This window comes from Citrobacter sp. RHBSTW-00881, assembly GCF_013728515.1.
Classification (GTDB): Bacteria; Pseudomonadota; Gammaproteobacteria; order Enterobacterales; family Enterobacteriaceae; genus Citrobacter; species Citrobacter braakii.
On record NZ_CP056269.1, the window covers coordinates 2,924,414 to 2,947,008 of the forward strand.

Annotated in this window: 21 protein-coding genes and 1 pseudogene; 9 read left to right on the forward strand and 13 right to left on the reverse strand. The window is 51.7% G+C overall.

All coding sequences use genetic code 11. The features are described from left to right. Positions 1–53 precede the first annotated feature (53 nt). The 5 genes from HV311_RS14075 to HV311_RS14095 are packed head-to-tail and all read right to left on the reverse strand — an operon-like array spanning position 54 to position 4,778. Complete coding sequence (locus HV311_RS14075) at positions 54–644, reverse strand: ATP-binding cassette domain-containing protein (protein WP_101699982.1); 591 nt, start codon at positions 642–644, stop codon at positions 54–56. Further along, positions 628–1,422: an ATP-binding cassette domain-containing protein gene (locus HV311_RS14080; protein ID WP_191220093.1), complete on the reverse strand. Its 795-nt coding sequence runs from the start codon at positions 1,420–1,422 to the stop codon at positions 628–630. The genes HV311_RS14075 and HV311_RS14080 overlap by 17 nt, the downstream gene beginning before the upstream one ends. After that, positions 1,416–2,228 carry an ABC transporter permease gene (locus HV311_RS14085; protein ID WP_191220094.1) on the reverse strand — a complete coding sequence of 271 codons (813 nt, stop codon included), beginning with the start codon at positions 2,226–2,228 and terminating at the stop codon, positions 1,416–1,418. The genes HV311_RS14080 and HV311_RS14085 overlap by 7 nt, the downstream gene beginning before the upstream one ends. Next, positions 2,218–3,192, reverse strand: a complete 975-nt coding sequence (locus HV311_RS14090) for an ABC transporter permease (protein WP_016152788.1) — start codon at positions 3,190–3,192, stop codon at positions 2,218–2,220. The genes HV311_RS14085 and HV311_RS14090 overlap by 11 nt, the downstream gene beginning before the upstream one ends. Then, a complete protein-coding gene (locus HV311_RS14095) occupies positions 3,192–4,778 on the reverse strand; it encodes an ABC transporter substrate-binding protein (RefSeq protein WP_191220095.1) in 1,587 nt (528 codons plus the stop codon). The genes HV311_RS14090 and HV311_RS14095 overlap by 1 nt, the downstream gene beginning before the upstream one ends. 432 nt (positions 4,779–5,210) lie before the next feature. On the opposite strand from HV311_RS14095, the gene HV311_RS14100 reads away from it, so the two are divergent. Beyond that, positions 5,211–7,298, forward strand: coding sequence for a TonB-dependent receptor (locus tag HV311_RS14100; protein WP_046275917.1), 2,088 nt, complete (start codon positions 5,211–5,213; stop codon positions 7,296–7,298). Positions 7,299–7,582: 284 nt separating this feature from the next. On the opposite strand, the gene htpX is transcribed toward HV311_RS14100, so the two are convergent. The 4 genes from htpX to HV311_RS14120 form a co-directional block, all read right to left on the reverse strand. Further along, positions 7,583–8,464, reverse strand: coding sequence for a protease HtpX (gene htpX, locus HV311_RS14105; RefSeq protein WP_003034964.1), 882 nt, complete (start codon positions 8,462–8,464; stop codon positions 7,583–7,585). Positions 8,465–8,656: 192 nt separating this feature from the next. Next, complete coding sequence (gene prc, locus HV311_RS14110; RefSeq protein WP_029139508.1) at positions 8,657–10,705, reverse strand: carboxy terminal-processing peptidase; 2,049 nt, start codon at positions 10,703–10,705, stop codon at positions 8,657–8,659. Positions 10,706–10,724: 19 nt separating this feature from the next. Then, the gene (gene proQ / locus HV311_RS14115; protein ID WP_003833781.1) at positions 10,725–11,411 is read right to left on the reverse strand and encodes an RNA chaperone ProQ; all 687 of its coding nucleotides are present in this window, start codon (positions 11,409–11,411) and stop codon (positions 10,725–10,727) included. 96 nt (positions 11,412–11,507) lie between these two features. Beyond that, entirely contained in the window at positions 11,508–12,005 is a 498-nt protein-coding gene (locus tag HV311_RS14120; RefSeq protein WP_016152783.1) for a GAF domain-containing protein, read from the reverse strand. 128 nt (positions 12,006–12,133) lie between these two features. Between HV311_RS14120 and yebS the strand changes: the two genes are divergently transcribed. The 5 genes from yebS to HV311_RS14145 all read left to right on the forward strand — a co-directional run bounded on the left by yebS (position 12,134) and on the right by HV311_RS14145 (position 18,155). Beyond that, entirely contained in the window at positions 12,134–13,417 is a 1,284-nt protein-coding gene (gene yebS, locus HV311_RS14125; RefSeq protein WP_016152782.1) for a membrane integrity lipid transport subunit YebS, read from the forward strand. Next, the gene (locus HV311_RS14130; protein WP_019076590.1) at positions 13,386–16,019 is read left to right on the forward strand and encodes a PqiB family protein; all 2,634 of its coding nucleotides are present in this window, start codon (positions 13,386–13,388) and stop codon (positions 16,017–16,019) included. Before yebS ends, HV311_RS14130 begins: the two co-directional genes overlap by 32 nt. A 116-nt stretch (positions 16,020–16,135) precedes the next feature. Beyond that, positions 16,136–17,524 carry a 16S rRNA (cytosine(1407)-C(5))-methyltransferase RsmF gene (gene rsmF, locus HV311_RS14135; protein ID WP_326928897.1) on the forward strand — a complete coding sequence of 463 codons (1,389 nt, stop codon included), beginning with the start codon at positions 16,136–16,138 and terminating at the stop codon, positions 17,522–17,524. Between the two features lie 100 nt (positions 17,525–17,624). Further along, positions 17,625–17,861, forward strand: a complete 237-nt coding sequence (locus HV311_RS14140) for a YebV family protein (RefSeq protein ID WP_029139506.1) — start codon at positions 17,625–17,627, stop codon at positions 17,859–17,861. 102 nt (positions 17,862–17,963) lie between these two features. Further along, entirely contained in the window at positions 17,964–18,155 is a 192-nt protein-coding gene (locus HV311_RS14145; RefSeq protein ID WP_016152779.1) for a YebW family protein, read from the forward strand. Here HV311_RS14145 and pphA read toward each other — a convergent pair whose 3' ends face one another. Further along, a complete protein-coding gene (gene pphA / locus HV311_RS14150; protein WP_075847284.1) occupies positions 18,156–18,797 on the reverse strand; it encodes a protein-serine/threonine phosphatase in 642 nt (213 codons plus the stop codon). It abuts the gene before it with no gap. Between the two features lie 109 nt (positions 18,798–18,906). On the opposite strand from pphA, the gene HV311_RS14155 reads away from it, so the two are divergent. The 3 genes from HV311_RS14155 (at position 18,907) to HV311_RS14165 (ending at position 21,220) form a co-directional block, all read left to right on the forward strand. After that, positions 18,907–19,887, forward strand: a complete 981-nt coding sequence (locus HV311_RS14155; RefSeq protein WP_064349473.1) for an IS5-like element IS5 family transposase — start codon at positions 18,907–18,909, stop codon at positions 19,885–19,887. A 544-nt stretch (positions 19,888–20,431) separates the two neighbouring features. Then, entirely contained in the window at positions 20,432–20,785 is a 354-nt protein-coding gene (locus tag HV311_RS14160; protein WP_191220096.1) for a gp53-like domain-containing protein, read from the forward strand. Positions 20,786–20,794: 9 nt separating this feature from the next. Then, on the forward strand, positions 20,795–21,220 hold the full coding sequence (locus HV311_RS14165) for a tail fiber assembly protein (RefSeq protein ID WP_191220097.1): 426 nt from the start codon (positions 20,795–20,797) through the stop codon (positions 21,218–21,220). On the opposite strand, the gene HV311_RS14170 is transcribed toward HV311_RS14165, so the two are convergent. The 3 genes and pseudogenes from HV311_RS14170 to HV311_RS14175 all read right to left on the reverse strand — a co-directional run. Further along, a complete protein-coding gene (locus tag HV311_RS14170; RefSeq protein ID WP_326928866.1) occupies positions 21,192–21,605 on the reverse strand; it encodes a tail fiber assembly protein in 414 nt (137 codons plus the stop codon). The two genes, HV311_RS14165 and HV311_RS14170, sit on opposite strands and share 29 nt — an antisense overlap. Next, positions 21,605–22,297: a glycine-rich domain-containing protein gene (locus tag HV311_RS28265; protein ID WP_442780722.1), complete on the reverse strand. Its 693-nt coding sequence runs from the start codon at positions 22,295–22,297 to the stop codon at positions 21,605–21,607. Before HV311_RS28265 ends, HV311_RS14170 begins: the two co-directional genes overlap by 1 nt. After that, positions 22,295–22,585, reverse strand: a pseudogene (locus HV311_RS14175) (hypothetical protein); the annotation flags it as partial. The gene HV311_RS28265 and the pseudogene HV311_RS14175, both read right to left, overlap by 3 nt. Between the last annotated feature and the right edge of the window lie 10 nt (positions 22,586–22,595).

The window sequence follows — 22,595 nt, forward strand, 5'->3', positions numbered from 1 at the left end:
GTTATAATATAACATAACAATTTAATCAATAGACATTACTGCACGTTATTGCCTCACGCTTCAATGAGTTTTCTGGAGCAGATCTGATCAAGCAGAGCCTGCTGATGGCTGATAATGAGCATACCTAATGGCCGACGCTGGCACTCTTCAAGCAGCAATACCCAGATATCTTTTTGAATGGAAGGATCGAGCTGGGCGGTAATTTCATCGGCAATAAGAAAACGTGTCCGCGGATCCAGCGCGCGAAGTAAAGCAATTCGCGCCAGTTCACCGCCAGAAAGCTGTCCGGGACGGCGAGTTAACCACTCAGGGTTGATGTGAAGACGGGTAAGCAGTTCAGCATCAGGTCGCCAGGCATCATGAACCGCATCGCCGGTGCTACGCCGCGGGTTAAAGGTTAATTCCGGATGCTGTGGCACCAGTTGCACCGGGCAATACTGGTGCAATGGCAGCGGTTGGTCATCAACCAGAATGTCACCCGAGGTCGGTTTTTGCCAGCCCGCCAGTACGCGTCCCAGCGTTGTTTTGCCGGTTCCGCTGGGTGCACAAACCCCAATGCGTTCTCCGGGGCGCAGAGAGAAGGTCAGATTTTGCCATAGCACCTTTCCTCCCTGACAAATCGTCACCTCACGACAGCACAGCATCGCGCTCTCCAAAAAGTTGATTTCTTTCAGGCAGCGCACGCCATTGGCGTTGCAGATGCTCGCTGATCTCTCCGCGTAACAGCTGTTCCCGGCTGACGTTATCCGACACCCTTCCCTGATGCAGCGCGACAATGCGGTCCGCGTGGCGAGCGGCCAGCGTGAGGTCGTGCGTTACCCATAAAACGCCAGCCCCTTGCTCACATTGCTCACGTAGCTGTTCAAGCAGTTGATTAGCCAGCGGTGCATCAAGCCAGGCGGTAATTTCATCAGCCAGAATATAGCGAGCCTGGCTCAGCGACGCGTGACAGGCCAGAACACGTTTCGCCATCCCCCCCGAAAGCTGGCGTGGGAAGGCATCTAATACGCGACTTTCCAGTTGGCTACGCTGGAGCAATCGTTCAATTTTTCCGGCATTCCAGGCCTGGCCGGAGAGCTGACTTGCCCTGCGCAGATGCTTTTCAATCGAGAGCAGCGGGTTAAGCGCCTGAACACCTTGCGGGACATAGCTGAAAGTATTGCCACGACATTTGCGAATATCATCACTGTCCAGCGTTTTCCCTTCCAGGGTGATGAAGCCGTTGAAACGCAAATTGTCCGGTAAGAGATCAAGCAGACATTGCAGCAACAGGCTTTTACCTTCCCCACTTCCCCCGACTAACGCCACCATCTGACCAGGCGCTACGTCGAAAGAGATATCCTGCAACAGCGAAGACCAGTTTCTCGCGCCGTACCAGCGATAACGCGCCACGTCCAGCGAGACCTGTCTTAAACTCAACATGCGTCACCTCGTAACCATAAACGATGCACTGCCCTTGCGAGCTGATCGAATAACATAACCAGACTGAATAGCATCAGCCCGGGAAACAGCACTAACCACCAGTCGCCATGACTGATAAACCTCAGCGCATCAGCCAGCAACAGGCCCAGCGATGGTTCATGCGGTGCCAGCCCAAAACCGAGGAAGCTCAACGCCGCGCTGTGCAACACCGCGTGGGGAAACATCAGCAAGGTTCCCGTTAACCACTGGGGTAACAATGCCGGGAGATAGTGATGCCGCCAGCAGTAAAAATGTCCGTGCCCCAGACGCCAGGTCAACATCAGATAGTCACTGTGGGCCACGCGCTGCGCTTCGGCACGCAGGATTAACGCCAGACGCGGCCAGTGGGTCAACGCAACCGCCATAATCACCCCATTTTTTCCGCCGCCCAGCGTGAAACAGATCAATATGAGCAACAGCAGATGCGGCATTGACAGCATGGCATCGGTAATCAGACGCATTAGAACATCCAGACGCGGATGTATACGTGAAACCGCCGCCATCAGTAATGCGATGAAGCCGCTGCAAAACGCTGCGCCAATACCAATTTGCAGACTGGTTAACGCGCCCTGAAAGCAACGAATCCACAGATCGCGACCGAGGTTATCGGTGCCAAACCAATACAGCGCATCAGGCGGTAAATGACGGGCAAGCAGATTAACGCTCAATGGGTTATCCAGCGTCGCTGCGCCATACACCGCAATGCATAGCAGGCAGCTAAAAGAGAGCAGAAGACGAATCAGCGTCGGCGTCGGATTATAGAGCATCAGGTCGCTCCAGAGCACGGTTCAACACATGGACAAGCCAGGTAGACAGCGAGTTGCCAATGAACACCAGTATGGTACTGAACAACACAATTCCCATCAGTAACGGCAGATCGCCGCGTAATCCGGCATCAATAGTTGCCTGTCCCAGTCCCGGATAAGCAAAAACTTTTTCCGCCAGCAGTGCGCCGCCCAGCAATTCTCCCAGCGAGGCAAACTGCAGGCACAGCGCGGGCGTGATAGCATGGCGCAGAACCTGATGACGCAGCAGCGACCAGCCTTTATCTCCCTGAGAACGCGCAAAACGGACAAAATCGCTTTTCATCACGCTGGCGATACTTTCCCGTGTATGAAGTGTAATTTGGCCAAGTCCCAATAAACTTAGCGCGCAAACGGGCAGCACTAAATGGCGCAGACGCTCAGCCAGCGTGGCCATATCACCACTGTTGCCCGGCTCCCACGCGCAGCAGACCGGAAATACCGGCCAGCGCACGGCAAATAACGCCAGCAGCAGCATGCCAATCCAGAAGGTCGGCAACGACGAAAGCAGATAGCTGAGTCGACAGATTGCTTTATCCGGCCAGCGATTCAGATAACGACCCGCGACAAACCCCATTGCCGTTCCCAGTATGCCGGAGAGCAGCCACGCGCCGCCAAGCAAGGCAAACGAAGTCGCAAAGCGCTCCTTGATTACGCTGGCAACCGGTGCATTAAACAACATTGAGTAGCCGAGATCGCCCTGCAATACACGTATAAACCAGTGACCAAAACGCTCCCATAACGGCTGGTCTAATCCCCAGCGAGCAGCGATACGCGCATATTGTTCCGGCGGCACGTGCAGGAGATCGTTGCCGATATAGGCGCGAATCGGATCGACAGGAGAAAAGCTGAGCAGCATAAAAGTGCCAGCCGCAACCAGCACTAATAACACTATCAGCCGTAGAAAATGGCCTACAACAGACTTCATCAACGGCAGGTCCAGGTCCATTCATCCAGATTATTGAGCAGGGACCAGCTACCGTGAATCTCCGGCGCGCCTTTGCCTAAGTCAATACACGGATTTGCCAGATAAGTGTGCTGAATGTTCAGCAGCCATGCCCAGGCGGCATCGCCCTGCACCCCAGCCCCTTGCTTGCCATCCCACTCCACCTGTTGCCAGAAAGGCAACGCTTTTTGCCAGTCCGGAGCATCAATGGCCTGTTTAAGATGTTGTTCAACGACGGGATTGCTGTAATAGCCTGGATTGTAGTATTCCACGCCCGCGGCCTGATTGCTGTAGTGATGGAAAAGCTCCATCGGATCCAGGCTTCCCCAGCCAAACAGCGTCGGATTCGAATGCATATGCCGCTCAACGGTTTCCCAGCTTCCGGATTGCAGCGAGACCTGAATACCCACGGGCTCCAGCATCGCACGTACGGCCTCGGCTAGATCCCGGCGCGTACTGTCACCGCTGGCGTACCACAGAGTCAGGCGAGCCTCTTTACCGTCTTTCACGCGTACGCCGTCTTTCCCCACCTTCCAGCCGGCTTCTTCCAGAATCATCCGCGCTTTTTCGCTGTCGCCATCTTTGAACGCAACTGACTGTCCCTGCCATGGCAGGCCCTGAACCGCGCTATACGCCGGAATCGCATGACCTTCCATGACCTGATCGGCAAGTTGTTTACGATCGATGGCGTAGTTGATGGCGCGTCTGATGGCGATATCAGCCGTAATATCGTTACCGATCGGATAACCATTGGCGTCTTTTTTACCCGCAGGAACCATCGGGAACACAATGCCACGGTTTTCCACGCTGTCGCGTACCCAAAGCTTCAAATTCTGCTGTTGAGGGGCGACCGCCATCGAAGGCGCGATACGCACGAGTCCCAGTTGACCACTGCGCGCTGCGGCATAAGCGTTATCTTCATCAAGGAAGACAAACACCAGCTTACTGAAATCATTTTTCTTACCGGCATACCAGAGGTTCGCCTCCACGATCAGCTGTTGCCCCGGCTGAAAACTCACCAACCGATAAGGGCCCGCGCCAATCGGATTTTTGGCGAATGTTTTTTCGTCATACCGTTTTTCCGGAACAATACCCAAAGAGCCCAGCACGTTCACAAAGGTGCTCTGCGGGCTGCGCAGCGTGATTTCTACCGTGCGGTTATCTTTCAGGCTGGCATGAGTAAAGTTACCCATGTCGATTTTGCCGCCGCTCTTTGCGGCTTTATTATAGGTGAACACCACATCTTCAGCGGTTAGTGGGGAACCATCGGAGAATTTAAGGTCGGGTTTTAACGTCAACGTCCAGGTTTTGCCGTCAGCACTGGTTTCAACTTTTTCCGTCAGCAGGTTACCCCAGCTCATATCTGCGTTTTGTTTTAATAATGGTGCATGCAAAAGCAAATAGCTGCCATGACTCCAACCCAGCATCGGGTCAAACCCTTCCGTTGGCTCAGGTCCAATTGCCAGCTTCAACGTCTGCCCCTCGCTCACATTTTGCGCGGCGAGAAGTGGTGAGGTTAATGCGAGAGTCAATGCGCACGTAAGCAGTGCCAGCTTGCCTTTAATCATTATGTTATCCAGATTTGCGTTATTTTTATGCCGCTCAACGATTCATTGCCGTTAAACGGTCTCCTGGGGAAGGGATTATGGCGGACTGAAATGACGAAAAAAATGATGCGGCGCAGAAAAGTATGACGATTCTCTAAAATTATCATACTTTTTTCTGATACTCCTAATTGAGTACCCTCTGAATCACAGAAAATAGATTAAATGTTAGCCATTCAATTAATGGCAAATTAATTACAACCTAATGATTACAAATACTAATTATTGGTCATTTCAGCTATTTACTTAGCTAAAATTAATGACAATTTATGTATATTTATTCAAGAAAAACACCAGAAGTGATAAGTTATGTAAATATATAATGATAATTATTTTTATTATCATTCCCATCAATTATCTTACTTCCTTTGAATTTTTAACAAAGGAAGTTTGACTATGCGCTTAAAACCTGTTGCTTCTGTTGTTCTGTCCTGTTTAGGATTTTCCAGTCCCCTGGCCTTTGCTGAAGATGTTATGGTGGTAACCGCTTCCGGTTACGAAAAGAAAATCACCAACGCTGCCGCCAGCGTCTCCGTTATTTCACAGCAAGAGTTACAAACCAATAAATATAATGATTTAGGCGAAGCCTTGCGTTCTGTTGAAGGGGTGGATGTCGAAAGCAGCACCGGTAAAACCGGTGGTCTGGAGATCAGCATTCGTGGCATGCCCGCCAGTTATACCCTGATCCTGATTGATGGTATTCGTCAAAACGGCAGCAGCGATGTGACGCCAAACGGCTTCTCAGCTATGAATACCAGCTTTATGCCTCCACTGGCGGCAATCGATCATATTGAGGTGATCCGCGGCCCGATGTCGACGCTTTATGGCTCCGACGCAATCGGTGGCGTGGTGAATATCATCACCAAAAAAAGCACCGATAAATGGAGCACCTCCATCAATACCGGCGTTAACCTGCAAGAGAGTAATAAATGGGGTAACAGCACGGTCGCCAACTTCTGGTCAAGCGGCCCGTTAATCGCTGGCGTACTGGATATGCAGGTTCGGGGTAGCACCACCCAACGTCAGGGTTCCAGCGTTACCTCCCTGAGCGATACCTCCTCCACCCGCGTACCTTATCCTACCGAGTCAGAAAACTATAACATCGGCACGCGACTCGACTGGAAAACGAATGAAAGCAATACGCTATGGTTAGATCTCGACTCCGCCAGACAGCGCTATGATAACGATGACGGTCAGTTGGGTAACCTGACGGGGGGTTACGATAAAACGTTGCGCTATGAGCGTAACAAAGTCACCCTCGGCCACGATACCGCCTTAACGTTCGGCACCTGGAAATCCTCACTCGGCTGGAATGAAACTGAGAACAAAGGACGACAACTGGTCTCCTCCGCACTCACGCCAGAGAACGCAGGCCGGGCCGGTGACGCACGTGAACTGAAGAACACTAACGTCATTCTGGACTCAGTACTGCTGACGCCATTAGGTGATTCGCACCTCTTAACCCTCGGCGGGGAATATTGGGATGCGCGCATGAAAGACGGTGTGGTGCTGGCCAATACCGGCGAAACGTTCCATCAAAAAACGTGGGCAGCCTATGTAGAAGATGAATGGCATATTCTCGACTCGTTGGCCTTAACCGCAGGGACACGCTACGAGCATAACGATGTCTTTGGCGGTCATCTCAGCCCACGCGCGTATATGGTTTGGGACGTATCCGACGAATGGACGCTCAAAGGCGGCGTGACGACAGGTTATAAAGCGCCATCACTGAGCCAGTTACATAACGGGATCAGCGGCGTAACCGCGCAAGGAACCGTGAATACGGTCGGTAATCCGAACCTAAAACCTGAGGAAAGTATCAGCTACGAAACCGGGCTGTATTACGAGAACGACACCGGGCTGAACGCCAACATTACCGGCTTCTATACCGAATACAAAAATAAAATTGTCTCGTATTCTATCGATGATAATACCAACAGCTATACCAACAGCGGCAAGGCAAGGACCGATGGTGTTGAATTTGCCAGCACCTTCCCTCTGTGGTCGGATGTGCTGACTTTATCCCTCAACTACACCTACACCCAGAGCAAGCAAAAAGATGGTGACAATAAAGGCGCGCCGTTAAGCTACACGCCAAAACATATGGCTAACGCTCGCCTGAACTGGCAGGCAACGGAAGATATGAATGCCTGGCTGAGCGCACGTTATCGCGGTAAAGCTCCACGCTTTACCGAAAATTACAACAACCTCAGCGCAGTACAAAAGGCCGTCTATGACGATAAAGGCGCTGATTTAAAAGCCTGGACCGTTCTCGACATGGGAATGTCTTATAAGCTGACCAAAGATCTGACGCTGAATACGGCGGTCAATAACGTGCTGGATAAAGACTTTAGCGAGGTTAAACTTTACCAGGTGGGCCGTAATAGCACCTACGCAGGAGATTACTATCAGACTGCACAATCCACTACCGGATACGTAAACCCGGGCCGTAACTATTGGGTATCATTAAACTACCAGTTCTGATTTAGTTTTTTCCTACCAGACGGGCTGTCAATGATAGCCCGTCTACCACTGGGTTTCATCAAATGCCTGGCACTGTTCTTTTTGGCAGCCAGCGGGGCTCTAATGTTTTTACCAGAGATAAAGCGACAAGGAATATTTTCGTTCCCGGCAGAGAAAAATGACGGAATGAGAGGTAAAGCTGAACTGGGACAGAATAGTCTGGGCGAGGCTTTAATCGATAGCTTTAAATAGCCATTATGTTTTATGAGTCACGGAGCAACGAGTGCCCCGTGACAGTCATTAACTTACTTCAAATACTCTCCGCTGCGCAGCGCTTCAATACGTTTATCCAACGGCGGGTGAGTCATAAACAGCTCACTCAACGACTTGGATTTACCGTTGATGCAGAACGCCATCATGCTGGTCGCTTCCTGCGGCTCATAGCTGGTTTTCAGACGCTGCAGCGCGGCGATCATTTTCTCACGCCCCACCAGTTTTGCTGAACCGGCATCCGCATGGAATTCACGATGACGTGAGAACCACATGGTAATAATGCTCGCCAGAATACCAAACACCAGTTCCAGCACCGTCGCCACTGCGAAGTAGATCAATGGGTTGCCGTTACTGCCCTCACCCTCATCGCGGTTTCCGCCCATAAAGCCAGCGGCAATTTGCGCCAGAATACGTGAGATAAAGATAACGAAGGTGTTCACCACACCCTGAATGAGCGTCATGGTAACCATATCGCCATTAGCAATGTGGCTGATTTCATGCGCGATAACGGCTTCGGCTTCGTCCGGGCTCATGTTTTGCAACAGGCCTGTACTCACAGCCACCAGCGAAGCATCCCGGCGCGCACCGGTAGCAAACGCGTTAATATCTGGCGCATGGTAGATTGCAACCTGCGGCATAGCGATCCCAGCCTGGCGAGCCTGATTCGCTACCGTATTCATCAGCCAGCGTTCTCTTTCATTGCGAGGCTGTTCGATCACTTCCCCACCAACGGATTTTAACGCCATCCATTTGGACATCAGCAGCGAAATGAAGGAACCACCAAAACCAAACAGCAGTGCCATGATCAACAAGCCTTGAACGCTGCTTGACTGAATCCCTGTCAGGCTCAATACCAGCCCGAAAACGACCATCACAGCCAGGTTCGTCAGCAGGAAGAGCGCGATTCGCATCATAATTTTCTTTTAACCTCAATTTAACAAAACGCACTATGCGATTACCCATATCGTATGGGTCTTATGGCTATTTTCAAGCATCCATAGGTGCTAAGTCACCAGAAAGACACAACTTTACATTTTATCGTATCACACTGACGTCTTCATGCGTTTGTTAAAAAAACAGGCACAATTTCTTGTGCCTGTTGGAGGTTATTTACTGGTTGCGGGCTGTTCCGCTGGCTTTTCTTTTTCAAGATGCGCCAGGTCAAGCGCTATTTTTACCGTTTCATCCAGGTAGGGATCTGGTTCCTGGTAATCCTTCGGTAAATCGTCCAGTTTTTTCAGCGGCGGCTTACCTTCTCGCTTAAACCGATCGTTGATACGCGCCAGACGCATTGCGTCATCTTCGTTATTCTCTTTCTCACGCTGAGCGTAATTGAGAGAAGCGATGTTGCGTTTATCCTTCATCGCATTGAAACGCGCAATATCCTTCATGATGTACTGGAACTCAGGATCGTTGGCAATACGTGCATTGTGCTCTTTTAACAATTCAGGTCCGAACGGCGTCAGATTCTCTGATTTGGTGTAGGTCGCAGCATCAATGCTATCCCACGGCAGCGCGTTATCTTCAAACTTCTCACCGGTTTCCGTTTCTTCATTACCTGTCGGCATGATGATGTCCGGCGTAACGCCCTTACGCTGTGTACTGCCACCGTTTACACGGTAGAATTTCTGGATCGTATACTGAACAGAACCCAGCGCCGGCCATTCCGGACGCAGCATCTGATCATAAATACGGTTCAGAGAGCGATACTGCTGTACAGTGCCTTTCCCGAAAGTCGGTTCACCAACGATCAGCGCACGACCATAATCCTGCATTGCCGCAGCAAAAATCTCTGATGCCGAAGCACTGAAGCGATCGACTAACACTACCAGCGGGCCTTTGTAGTACACAACGCCGTCGGTATCGCTGTCTTCACGCACTTTACCGTTATTGTCACGAACCTGAACCACCGGGCCGGAAGGAATGAACAGACCGGAGAGCGAAACGGCTTCGGTCAGCGCGCCGCCACCGTTAGTGCGCAGATCGATAATGATGCTGCTGACGTTCTGTTTTTCCAGCTTCTGCAACTGAACTTTGACATCATCCGTCAGGCCAACATAGAAGCCAGGGATATCCAGTACGCCGACTTTTTCTTTGCCAACGGTTTTCACGGACATTTTCACGGCGCGGTCTTCGAGACGAATACGTTCACGCGTTAACGTGACGGTACGCGTCTTAGTACCTTTACCGGCAGGCAGGATTTCAAGGCGAACTTTGCTGCCTTTGGGTCCTTTGATCAGCGCAACAACGTCATCCAGACGCCAGCCAATCACGTCGACCATTCCCTTACCGGTCTGACCCACGCCGACAATACGGTCGCCAACGCTTATTGCTTTGCTCTTGGCTGCCGGGCCGCCCGCCACCATGGAGTTAATGACGGTGTAGTCATCATCCATTTGCAAAACCGCGCCAATACCTTCCAGAGACAGGCTCATTTCAGTATTGAACTGTTCGGTATTGCGTGGAGAGAGATAATTAGTATGCGGATCGATCTCACGGGCGAAAGCCGTCATCGCCAGAGAGAACACATCTTCGCTGTTGGTCTGCGCCAGACGACGAATCGCAAACTTGTAGCGACGCGTCAGCGTTTCACGAATTTCCGCATCGGTTTTGCCGGTCAGCTTCAGGCTGAGTTCGTCAAATTTAACCTTGCCGTCCCACAGCGCGTTAAGCTCTGCTTCGCTCTTCGGCCATGGCGCTTTGCTCCGGTCGAGGTTAAAGGTGTCGGTACCGGTGAAATCCATTGGACGTGCCAGTACGCTTAAAGCGTACTGATAACGTTCAAATCGGCGTTTTTGCGCCAGATTATAGAGATCGTAAAAGACATCCAGCTTGCCGGTACGCAGTTCATCGCCAAGGACCGTTTTCTTTTTTGCATACTGTTCGATATCGCTCGCCAACAGCACGTTGTGGCTGTAGTCGAGCAGATTCAAATAGCGGTCAAAAATTTTTGCCGAAAACGCCTGATCCAGATCGAACTGGCGATAGTGCGAACGCGTAAAACGCGATGTCACACGTTCACTTACCGTCGCATGCTGGGTTTCTTCCTTTAAAACGGGGATTTGATCGGCACGCGTGATATCTTCCACAGCAAGTGCCTGGCCTGCTAATGCAAGCAGACCAGCTAACGCAGTAAGCCTAAAAAAAGTGTTCATGCCAGGCCTGGCCTCCGTTTCAGAACACCAGGTGTTCTGCGCGTACAATCAAAGACATACCCGAATTCAGCTGTACACGGACGCCATCTTTGGTGATTTCTAATACGGTGGCATCCATCGCATTATTACCTGCTTTCACCTTCAGAGACTGCCCTACCGTCAGTACTGAAATATCAGATACCGGGGTATGCTGTTCTTCACGAGGAGCACGCGGTGCTTTTGCTGCTGGTTTCTCAGCGCGAGGTTTACGCTCAGCGCCTTCTTTACGACGCGGTGCGGGACGCGGCTTACGCTCGCGACGCGGTGCGTCTTCTTTTTCACCGGCAGCAGCGGCTGCTTCGCGTTTTTTCGCCTGTTGCTCTGCACGTTGCGCCTGAACGCGGGCTTTAGCTTCTTCCAGCTGTTTGCGAGCATGTTCAACGTGCTGCTCATCCAGCTCACCACAAGGGTTGCCGTCGAGATCAACACGCGTTGCGCCCAATTTAACGCCATACAGATAGCGCCAGCTTGAAGTATAGAGACGTAAGGCAGAGCGGAGCTGAGTCTTGCTGAGGTTCATTTCGCCCTCAACACGCTCTACCAGATCCTGAAAAATGCCAATTTTCAGTGGGCGCGCTTCGCCTTCCGCACTAAAACACTGCGGGAAGCGTTCGGCCAGAAACGCGATGACTTCTTTACTGCTATTCAACTTAGGTTGATTTTCCATGAAATTTCCTGATTACAACGGACGTAGCCAACAAGCGCAGGCATGAACAGGCGACATTATAATGACGTCATCAGTAATTGCTACGTTATCCGTTGATTATCCTGCGACGCGCGCAAAGAATTTTTTGTAATCCGTCGTTGCAAGCACGGTTTCAAGCTGTGCCACCAGCGTTCGCAGCCCCTGTTCATCCTCGTCAGTAAAGCGGCCAAACGCCGTGCTATCGATATCCAGCACGCCGATTATCTGATTTTCGACGGTGATTGGCAGGACGATTTCAGCGTTGCTGGCGGCATCACATGCGATGTGTCCGTCAAAAGCATGAACGTCCTCAATGCGCTGAACCTGGTTCTGCGCTACTGCGGTCCCACACACCCCGCGTCCTACCGGGATCCGCACGCAGGCGATTTTTCCCTGGAAAGGCCCCAGCACCAGCGTATCGTTTTCGAGCAGATAAAAACCGGCCCAGTTTACTTCTGCAAGACGTTCGTACAACAACGCGCTGGTATTTGCCAGCGTTGCCAGAAAACTGGTTTCACCTGCCATTAATGCCTGAAAGTCACGGTTCAGATCCGTGTATAGCTCTGTTTTGTTCATTATGTAATCACTTAGTTGTCTTACTTAAAGCTGCAGCCTACTAAAATAAACATTAAATGCGTTAATGCTCAAGATCATTCCCGTCATGAGTTAAGATAACATTACTTCAACAATTTGATTCGCGATACATGGCCTTAACGACACCACGCATCACGCCGACTAAAAAAATAGCCATCAGGTCCATTGGTGATGCACTCCCTCGTGCGCATTACCATCGTTGCCCTGAATGTGACCTGATCTTTAGCTTGCCTAAAATGCGTTCGCACCAAAGTGCATTTTGCCCACGCTGTCAGGCAAAAATTCGTGACGGACGCGACTGGTCATTAACACGACTGGCGGCTATGGCTTTCACCATGCTGCTGCTGATGCCCTTTGCCTGGGGAGAACCACTCCTGCACATCTATTTATTAGGTGTGCGCATTGACGCCAATGTGCTACAAGGCATCTGGCAAATGACCCGACAAGGAGACCCACTCACCGCATCCTTTGTACTCTTTTGCGTTGCCGGCGCGCCCATCATTCTAGTGACCTCAATCGCTTATCTGTGGTTTGGCAATATTCTTGGGATGAACCTGCGCCCAGTGCTGCTAATGCTGGAAAGGCTCAAAGAGTGGGTGATGCTTGATATCTATCTGGTGGGCATTGGCGTCGCATCAATCAAAGTTCAGGACTATGCTTTTTTGCAACCCGGTGTAGGTCTGTTTGCTTTTATTGCGCTGGTGATCCTCAGTGTTTTGACGCTGTCGCACCTTAACGTTGAGCAGCTTTGGGACCGTTTCTACCCGCAAAGACCAGCCCGTCGGCCCGATGAAAAACTTCGCGTCTGCCTCGGCTGCCACTTTACAGGTTATCCGGACGCCCGAGGTCGCTGCCCTCGCTGTCATATCCCGTTGCGCTGGCGCAGGAATCAAAGTATCCAAAAGTGTTGGGCTGCTCTGCTGGCCTCGATCGTCCTGCTTTTGCCTGCTAATCTGCTGCCCATCTCGGTAATTTATGTCAATGGCGGCCGCCAGGAAGACACGATCCTGTCAGGCATAATGTCCCTGGCGAACAGCAACGTTGGCGTAGCGGCGATTGTTTTTATTGCCAGTATTCTGGTGCCATTCACCAAAGTGATTGTGATGTTTACGTTGCTCATCAGCATCCATTTTAGATGTGAGCAAGGATTGCGTACCCGCATCAAACTGCTGCGTATGGTGACCTGGATTGGTCGCTGGTCGATGCTGGATCTCTTTGTTATCGCTTTAACCATGTCGCTGATTAATCGCGATCAGATACTTGCTTTTACTATGGGGCCAGCTGCGTTTTATTTCGGCGCAGCGGTAATATTGACTATTCTTGCTGTGGAATGGCTGGACAGCCGCTTACTTTGGGATGCACATGAGTCAGGAAACGCCCGCTTCGCAGACTGAAGCGCAGATTAAAACTAAACGCCGTATCTCTCCGTTCTGGCTGCTGCCGTTCATCGCGCTGATGATTGCAGGATGGCTTATCTGGGGAAGCTATGAAGATCGCGGCAATACCGTAACCATTGACTTTATGTCTGCTGACGGCATTGTGCCGGGCCGTACTCCCGTTCGTTATCAGGGCGTTGAAGTGGGCACCGTGCAGGATATCAACCTCAGCGAAGATCTACGCAAAATTGAAGTACGCGTCAGCATCAAATCGACCATGAAAGATGCTCTGCGCAAAGATACCCAGTTCTGGTTGGTCACGCCGAAAGCGTCGCTGGCGGGGGTTTCTGGTCTGGATGCGTTGGTTGGCGGCAACTATATCGGCATGATGCCCGGAACCGGCGAGCCGGAAGATCATTTCGTCGCCCTCGATACGCAGCCCAAATATCGTCTGGATAATGGCGATTTGATGCTGCACCTGCGCGCCCCTGACCTCGGGTCGCTCAATAGCGGTTCGCTGGTTTATTTCCGCAAGATTCCGGTGGGCCGGGTGTATGACTACACCATCAACCCAAATCATCAGGGCGTAACCATCGACGTGCTGATCGAGCGTCGCTTTACCAACCTGGTGAAAAAAGGCAGCCGTTTCTGGAACGTGTCCGGTGTGAATGCGGATGTCAGCCTCAGCGGAGCGAAGATCAAGCTGGAGAGTCTGGCGGCGCTGGTCAATGGCGCCATTGCTTTTGATTCGCCCGAAGACTCTAAACCCGCGGTGGCCGATGACACGTTTGGTTTGTATCAGGATCTCGCGCACAGCCAGCGGGGAGTGATCGTCAAGCTTGATTTACCCAGCGGCGATGGACTCAAGGCCGGCTCAACATCGCTGATGTATCAAGGATTAGAAGTCGGGCAACTGACCAAACTGGATTTAAATCCAGGCGGTAAAGTGACCGGCGAAATGACAGTCGATCCCAGCGTCGTAACGCTGCTGCGCGACAATACGCGGATTGAATTACACAGCCCTAAATTATCGTTAAACGATGCCAATATCAGTTCGCTACTGACGGGCAAAACTTTCGAGCTGGTACCTGGCGAGGGCGAGCCGCGTAACCAGTTTGCGGTTATTCCTGCTGAGAAGTCGTTGTTACACGATCCGGGCGTCATGACGCTTACGCTGACCGCGCCAGAGAGTTACGGTATTGATGCCGGTCAGCCACTGATTCTTCACGGCGTACAGGTCGGTCAGGTGATTGATCGCACGCTCTCTGGCAAAGGTGTTTCATTTACCGTTGCCATCGAACCACAGCATCGCGCCCTGGTGCAAGGTGACAGTAAGTTTGTGGTCAACAGCCGCGTTGACGTCAAGGTCGGGCTTGATGGCGTGGAATTCCTTGGCGCCAGCGCCAGCGAATGGCTCAGCGGCGGCATTCGTATTTTGCCCGGTACCAAGGGTGAAATGAAAAAAAGCTACCCGCTGTATGCCAACCTGGAAAAAGCGATTGAAAACAGCCTGAGCGATCTGCCAACTACCACGCTCAGCCTGAGCGCCGAAACGCTGCCTGATGTGCAGGCCGGTTCGGTGGTGTTATACCGCAAATTCGAGGTCGGTGAAGTGATTAGCGTTCGCCCACGCGCCGATGCGTTTGATATCGATCTGCATATCAAACCGGAATATCGCAACCTGCTGACCAGCAACAGCGTATTCTGGGCCGAAGGCGGGGCAAAGGTTCAGCTTAACGGTAGCGGATTGACCGTACAGGCATCTCCCCTGTCGCGAGCGCTCAAAGGGGCGATTAGCTTCGATAACCTCAGCGGCGCCAGCGCCAGCCAACGCAAAGGCGACAAGCGTATTCTGTATGCTTCCGAAACCGCTGCACGTGCGGTGGGCGGTCAGATAACCCTGCACGCGTTCGATGCCGGTAAACTCGCGGCCGGCATGCCAATTCGCTACCTGGGGATCGATATCGGCCAGATCCAGACGCTTGAGCTGATCACCGCCCGTAACGAAGTTCAGGCAAAAGCAGTTTTGTATCCGGAATACGTGCAGACTTTTGCCCGTAGCGGTACCCGCTTCTCCGTTATCACACCGCAAATCTCAGCGGCAGGCGTCGAGCATCTGGATACGATCTTACAGCCGTATATTAACGTTGAACCAGGACGCGGTAACCCGCGCCGTGATTTTGAACTGCAGGAAGCCACCATTACCGACTCTCGTTACCTCGATGGTCTGAGTATTGTGGTAGAAGCGCCGGAAGCAGGTTCGCTTAATATCGGTACGCCAGTCCTGTTCAGAGGCATTGAAGTGGGGACCGTCACCGGGCTGACGCTGGGCTCGCTTTCTGACCGCGTGATGGTGGCGATGCGCATTAGCCAGCGCTATCAGCATCTGGTGCGGAACAACTCCGTGTTCTGGCTGGCATCCGGATACAATCTCGACTTTGGTTTGACCGGCGGCGTCGTGAAGACCGGTACCTTCAATCAGTTCATTCGCGGCGGAATCGCCTTCGCGACGCCACCGGGTACGCCGCTGGCCCCGAAAGCACAGGCAGGTAAACACTTCCTGCTGCTCGAAAGCGAACCAAAAGAGTGGCGTGAATGGGGAACCGCCCTGCCACGTTAATCTCTCCCCTTGCTCCGGCGTACATACTCGCGCCGGAGCACTTATGCTACACTGCGCACCTGTTTTTTTGCCGGTGGTACCAAGTGGCTTATTTTCCCGACGCCTTTCTAAACCAAATGCGTGAAGCAATGCCTTCCACGCTCTCATTTGATGATTTTCTCGCTGCCTGCCAGCGTCCGCTGCGTCGCAGCATCCGCGTCAATACGCTGAAAATCTCCGTTGCCGACTTCCTCACTCTGACAGCACCTTACAACTGGTCGCTCACTCCGATACCCTGGTGCGCTGAAGGTTTCTGGATCGAACGCGATGATGAAAAGTCAGTACCGCTCGGCAGTACCGCGGAACATTTAAGCGGCCTGTTTTATATTCAGGAAGCCAGCTCAATGCTGCCGGTCGCCGCGCTGTTTGCCGATGGTAACACTCCGGATCGCGTGATGGATGTCGCGGCAGCCCCCGGCTCCAAAACCACGCAAATTGCCGCAAAAATGAAAAATCAGGGCGCGATTCTGGCAAATGAGTTTTCCGCCAGTCGCGTCAAAGTCCTGCATGCCAATATCAGCCGATGCGGGATAGCCAATGTCGCGCTAACCCATTTTGACGGGCGGGTATTTGGCGCAGCGTTGCCAGAAGCCTTCGATGCCATTTTGCTGGACGCGCCGTGTTCCGGTGAAGGCGTGGTGCGTAAAGATCCCGATGCGCTAAAAAACTGGTCGCCAGAAAGTAATCTGGAAATTGCCGCAACCCAGCGCGAACTTCTCGACAGCGCCTTTCATGCCTTGCGTCCCGGCGGCACGTTGGTTTACTCGACCTGCACGCTGAACCGTGACGAAAATGAAGACATTATGCAGTGGCTGATTGAGACCTACCCGGACGCCGTCGAGTTTTTACCACTGGGCGATTTATTCCCGCAGGCTGAACGCGCCCTGACCCCGGAAGGATTCCTGCATGTGTTCCCGCAGATCTACGATTGTGAAGGTTTTTTCGTCGCGCGTCTGCGCAAAACCGCCGCGATCCCTGCACTACCGACGCCAAAATACAAAGTCGGTAACTTCCCGTTCAGCCCGCTTAAAGGGCGTGAATCCGCGCTTGTCACTCAGGCCGCTAACGCCTGTGGATTGCAGTGGGAAGACACTCTGCGCCTGTGGCAGCGTGATAAAGAGATTTGGCTATTCCCAACCGAGATTGAACCCCTGATCGGCAAAGTCCGCTTTTCCCGACTCGGCATCAAACTCGCTGAAGCGCACAATAAAGGGTACCGCTGGCAGCATGAAGCCGTCATTGCTCTCGCCAGCACAAATCACAGCCATGCGTTCGAACTGACCCTTGCCGAAGCCGAAGAGTGGTACCGCGGACGGGATGTCTACCCGCAGACCGCACCGACCACCGACGATGTGCTGGTTACGTTCCAGCATCAGCCGATTGGCCTGGCGAAACGTATTGGATCGCGATTAAAGAATAGCTACCCGCGCGATCTTGTCCGGGATGGCAAACTCTTTACAGGATAACGCACGTTTTTACTGGCGCTTTTGCTAACGTTGACTACGCTGAAAAATGGACGGCCTAACTGGTCGTACCACAACCAGCAAATAAACGGAGAGCACGATGATGAAAACCAGTGTGCGCATTGGCGCTTTTGAAATCGACGACGCCGAGTTACATGGCGAATCGCCAGGGGACCGAACGTTAACCATTCCATGTAAATCCGATCCGGATTTATGCATGCAACTTGATGCCTGGGATGCCGACACCAGCGTCCCGGCCCTTCTTAACGGAGAACATTCAGTTCTATTTCGCGAGCACTACGATCGTAAGTCAGATGCCTGGATCATGCGCCTTGCCTGATTCAAAAAGAACCCGTCGCCAGACGGGTTATTTCTTGGTTAATTTCCCTCATCTATCAACATCTTCTACACTACAGATATGGCTTTACCATTTGAGGATGGAATGTTCACGCTGGTTCTTTTTGTGTGCTACCTGGGTGGCGGTTGTGAAGATATCGTTGTTGATGTCTACAAAACTGAGCAGCAGTGCCTGATATCGATGGACGATCAGCGTATTCGTAACGGCGGATGTTTACCCGCGGATGACTACATAGACAGCTTCTGGCGTCCGGCCCAGGAATACAGCGATTTTTGATTATTGCAGTTGCACCAGCGTCAACTCGCCACCAAACACCGCACCGGTATCAATATAGTGCAGATTCTCGTGATCCAGCCGCTGACGCAGAGGCGTATGGCCAAACCAAAAGTGATCCGCGCCGCGAATGCCGTTGCCTTTATTCATCAGCCTTGTGCGATCCCACAGTACCCGCTGTAAATCGACCTCTTTTTGCCACTGATAATTATCATCAGGGTAATCTGCGTGAGCAATAACGTGTATGCCGTTCTGGCAACGCAGCTCCAGAATCCAGGGTAATTGCCGACACGTTTCAAGAGCGGCTGTCGCCGTTGGCTGCTCCGCCTGCGCAAACCACGAACCGCCATTCATAAACCACAGGAATTGCTCCCCGGTTGCCAGCGCGTCCAGCCCCATCTGTTCATGATTCCCTCTGACCGCGATAATCCAGCGTTTACGCAGTAGTTTCAGGCAACGCAAACTGTCAGGTCCGCGGTCGATAACATCCCCCACTGAAACCAGCAGGTCCTGCCACGGATCAAAATGACACAGGCGCAATTTCGCCATCAATAATGAGAAGCAACCGTGGATATCCCCGACCACCCAAACATGTCGCCAGCGCGTCGCTTCCACTCTTTGATAAGCATTGTCAGGTAGTCCCATTTGACCTCCTGTACACAGTTCTCATGCAACTTTAATTTTAGGGAAGGTGCGAACAAGTCCCTGATATGAGATCATGTTTGTCATCTGGAGCCATGGAACAGGGTTCATCATGAGTCATCAACTTACCTTCGCCGACAGTGAATTCAGCAGTAAGCGCCGTCAGACCAGAAAAGAGATTTTCTTGTCCCGTATGGAGCAGATTCTGCCATGGCAAAACATGGTGGAAGTCATCGAGCCGTTTTACCCCAAGGCTGGTAATGGCCGGCGACCTTATCCGCTGGAAACCATGCTACGCATTCACTGCATGCAGCATTGGTACAACCTGAGCGATGGCGCGATGGAAGATGCTCTGTACGAAATCGCCTCCATGCGTCGGTTTGCCCGGTTATCCCTGGATAGCGCCTTGCCTGACCGCACCACCATCATGAATTTCCGCCACCTGCTGGAGCAGCATCAACTGGCCCGCCAATTGTTCAAGACCATCAATCGCTGGCTGGCCGAAGCAGGCGTCATGATGACTCAAGGCACCTTGGTCGATGCCACCATCATTGAGGCACCCAGCTCGACCAAGAACAAAGAGCAGCAACGCGATCCGGAGATGCATCAGACCAAGAAAGGCAATCAGTGGCACTTTGGCATGAAGGCCCACATTGGTGTCGATGCCAAGAGTGGCCTGACCCACAGCCTAGTCACCACCGCGGCCAACGAGCATGACCTCAATCAGCTGGGTAATCTGCTGCATGGAGAGGAGCAATTTGTCTCAGCCGATGCCGGCTACCAAGGGGCGCCACAGCGCGAGGAGCTGGCCGAGGTGGATGTGGACTGGCTGATCGCCGAGCGCCCCGGCAAGGTAAGAACCTTGAAACAGCATCCACGCAAGAACAAAACGGCCATCAACATCGAATACATGAAAGCCAGCATCCGTGCCAGGGTGGAGCACCCATTTCGCATCATCAAGCGACAGTTCGGCTTCGTGAAAGCCAGATACAAGGGGTTGCTGAAAAACGATAACCAACTGGCGATGTTATTCACGCTGGCCAACCTGTTTCGGGCGGACCAAATGATACGTCAGTGGGAGAGATCTCACTAAAAACTGGGGATAACGCCTTAAATGGCGAAGAAACGGTCTAAATAGGCTGATTCAAGGCATTTACGGGAGAAAAAATCGGCTCAAACATGAAGAAATGAAATGACTGAGTCAGCCGAGAAGAATTTCCCCGCTTATTCGCACCTTCCTTAGATTGTTGTAGCAGGCATAAAATGCCGCACAAAGAATTTCGTGTGTTTTGGCACCGTGCTTTCTAACCTTTTGGTTTTTAAAGTACATAAAAAGAGACCGAATACGATTCCTGTTTACAACTCAAACCGTAATAATCCATATACTTCAGTAAGTTAACACCAAAAACCCACTAAAAAACACCTCCTGATACTTACTATTGCACCCATTCAAGATCAATAAGTTGCCATTGGTTTCGTGGCACCGTCGGGAAATCTTCGGGATCAAAACTCCAGAACAGAAATTTCTATGGCACACCGTTACGCATGCCATCGGCAATATGAAAAATCAGTGGGCCGAGCTAACACAACCAATATGACTGCACGCGCCCATTCCATCAAAGGTTGGTCTGGGAGAATTGGCTCTGGCAGGGACGATCACCGGCGTTTTTGATACCAATGGCTACCTGAAAATCCCTGTAATTATTGGCGGTGCTAAGCGAACCCTGATGGTCCAGTGGGGCAACGCTGGAAACGCAGCTTCAGCAACTACAGAAACGTTTTATCCAGTCCCGTTCCCGAACAAGGTTTTTCAGGTAATAGCTGGCGGGTTTCAGGTCGGTGGTAATCAGCAGGCATACGTGACAGTTAACAGTTCGAACCCTTTGAACAGATTTGCGTGGAACGGCTTTTACGCCAATGGCGGACAAGCACCAATCCTCAGCACCGTTGCTAATCAGGTTGGTTGCCAATACATCGTTATCGGGTGGTAAGGAGAAAATATGTTTCAGTATTCACCATCAACAAATTCGTTTTATCCGGATGACTTGCTTTCTGTATATGAAGAAGCAGGGACTCTACCGAATGATTTGATCCCAGTTTCTGAGGATGTATTTCATGAGTTCACCGCCACGCCCGAACCGGGCAAAATTAGAGTTGCAGGCAGTGACGGCCTGCCTGCATGGGGTGATATTCCTCCTCCCACTCATGAAGAATTGATCACCATCGCCGAACAGGTGCGCCAGCAACTACTGACTCATGCTGACGCGGTAATGCTCGACTGGCGAACGGAACTGATGCTGGGTGAAATCAGCGACGCCAACAGAGCGAAACTGTCGGCATGGCTGGCTTATAAAAACAAAGTTAAGGCGGTTGATGTGGCAACCGACCCTAAGCATATTAACTGGCCTGCTCCCCCGGAGGCGTAAGCCATTCGATATCGGGTGCGGTGCTGATATCTATTGCTGTCAGCGCATCGATATAGTCCATCCAGGCGTTAAGGCTGGCAAATTCATCATCCGTTAGCTTACGCCCCATCAGCAGCTTGGTTTGCCAGACGACAATTCGGCTGGTCGCCGCATCAATACGGGCGCGTTTTTCTGCTTCAGCCTCTGCGACTAATTCATTGTGCGATTTTTCTTGTTGTGGTGGGGCAGAAAACTGGCCGTTCGCATAAAACCAACCGATACCCACTTCAGGGTTGTTGATGCAGATCACCGTTTCATCGGGAAACAGAGACTGCGCGATTGTGTCATCTTCACAGACAAAGATATTTTCAACCGTTCCGTCTTTAATAAGCGCGAAATTAGACATTATGCAAACTCCCATACGATAACAATTCCATTAGCACCCGCTCCCCCCAACTGTGCAGGCGCTGCAACCAATGAATCTCGCGAGCTTACAGCGCCAGAGCCTCCGCCGCCTGGTGTGGATGAAGGGACACCGTTTGCAGAGCCACCACCAATAGAAATGCCACCGCTACCAAGTTTAGAAGCCCCTCCTTTCCCTGAGACGACATTTAAGTTATTTGAAACAAAGCAACTTCCTCCCATCTCTCCGGCCGCATTGATATCACCACCAACAGCCGAACCACCCGATGGCCCACGAACATTTGTGATAACACTGTTGGTGTAATATGCCCCTATGTAACTACCTCCAGCGCCACCATACGCTACGATACTGCTGTTAAATGATGATGCACCACCTGGATTACCTGTAGCATATGTTGCTTGTCCACCAACCCCGACAATAACAGGCGCTGTTACTGGAAGTTCTTGATAAAACTTAAAGGCATATGCGCCGGCACCACCACCAGAACCAACAACGCTATAATTAATATCAGTTGTATTGTTGATTCCTGGGCTACCCGCTCCAGCCCCTCCAGCCCCAATAACTTCAACGTAGCCGAATGTAGCCTGTGGTGAGCGTGTATACGTCCCAGACGTATTGATAATTTTGATGTTAACCAGGCGTCCAATTTTGTTGGGGATAACCCCCCCTATCAAACCAAGGTTTGCGAGAGCCGTAGAAATCGCCGCTGCACCATCTGATTTGATATCGGCAAATGGGTTTGCACGGCTCAGTGTGAGTTTTTGAATGGCTTTTAAAACCTGAGTCATATCGTTAATGTCGAGCACCAATCCTGCTGACTCTGCGATATGCGCTAACTCTTCCTGCATGGCGTTAAACGCTGCTGCCCGCAGCCTCGTTGCGGCAATACCACCAGCAACACTTCCATCAGTATATTTGCCATCCTGCGTTGCAGTGGCTTCGACTTGCCCGATTCGGAGCATAGTTAATCCT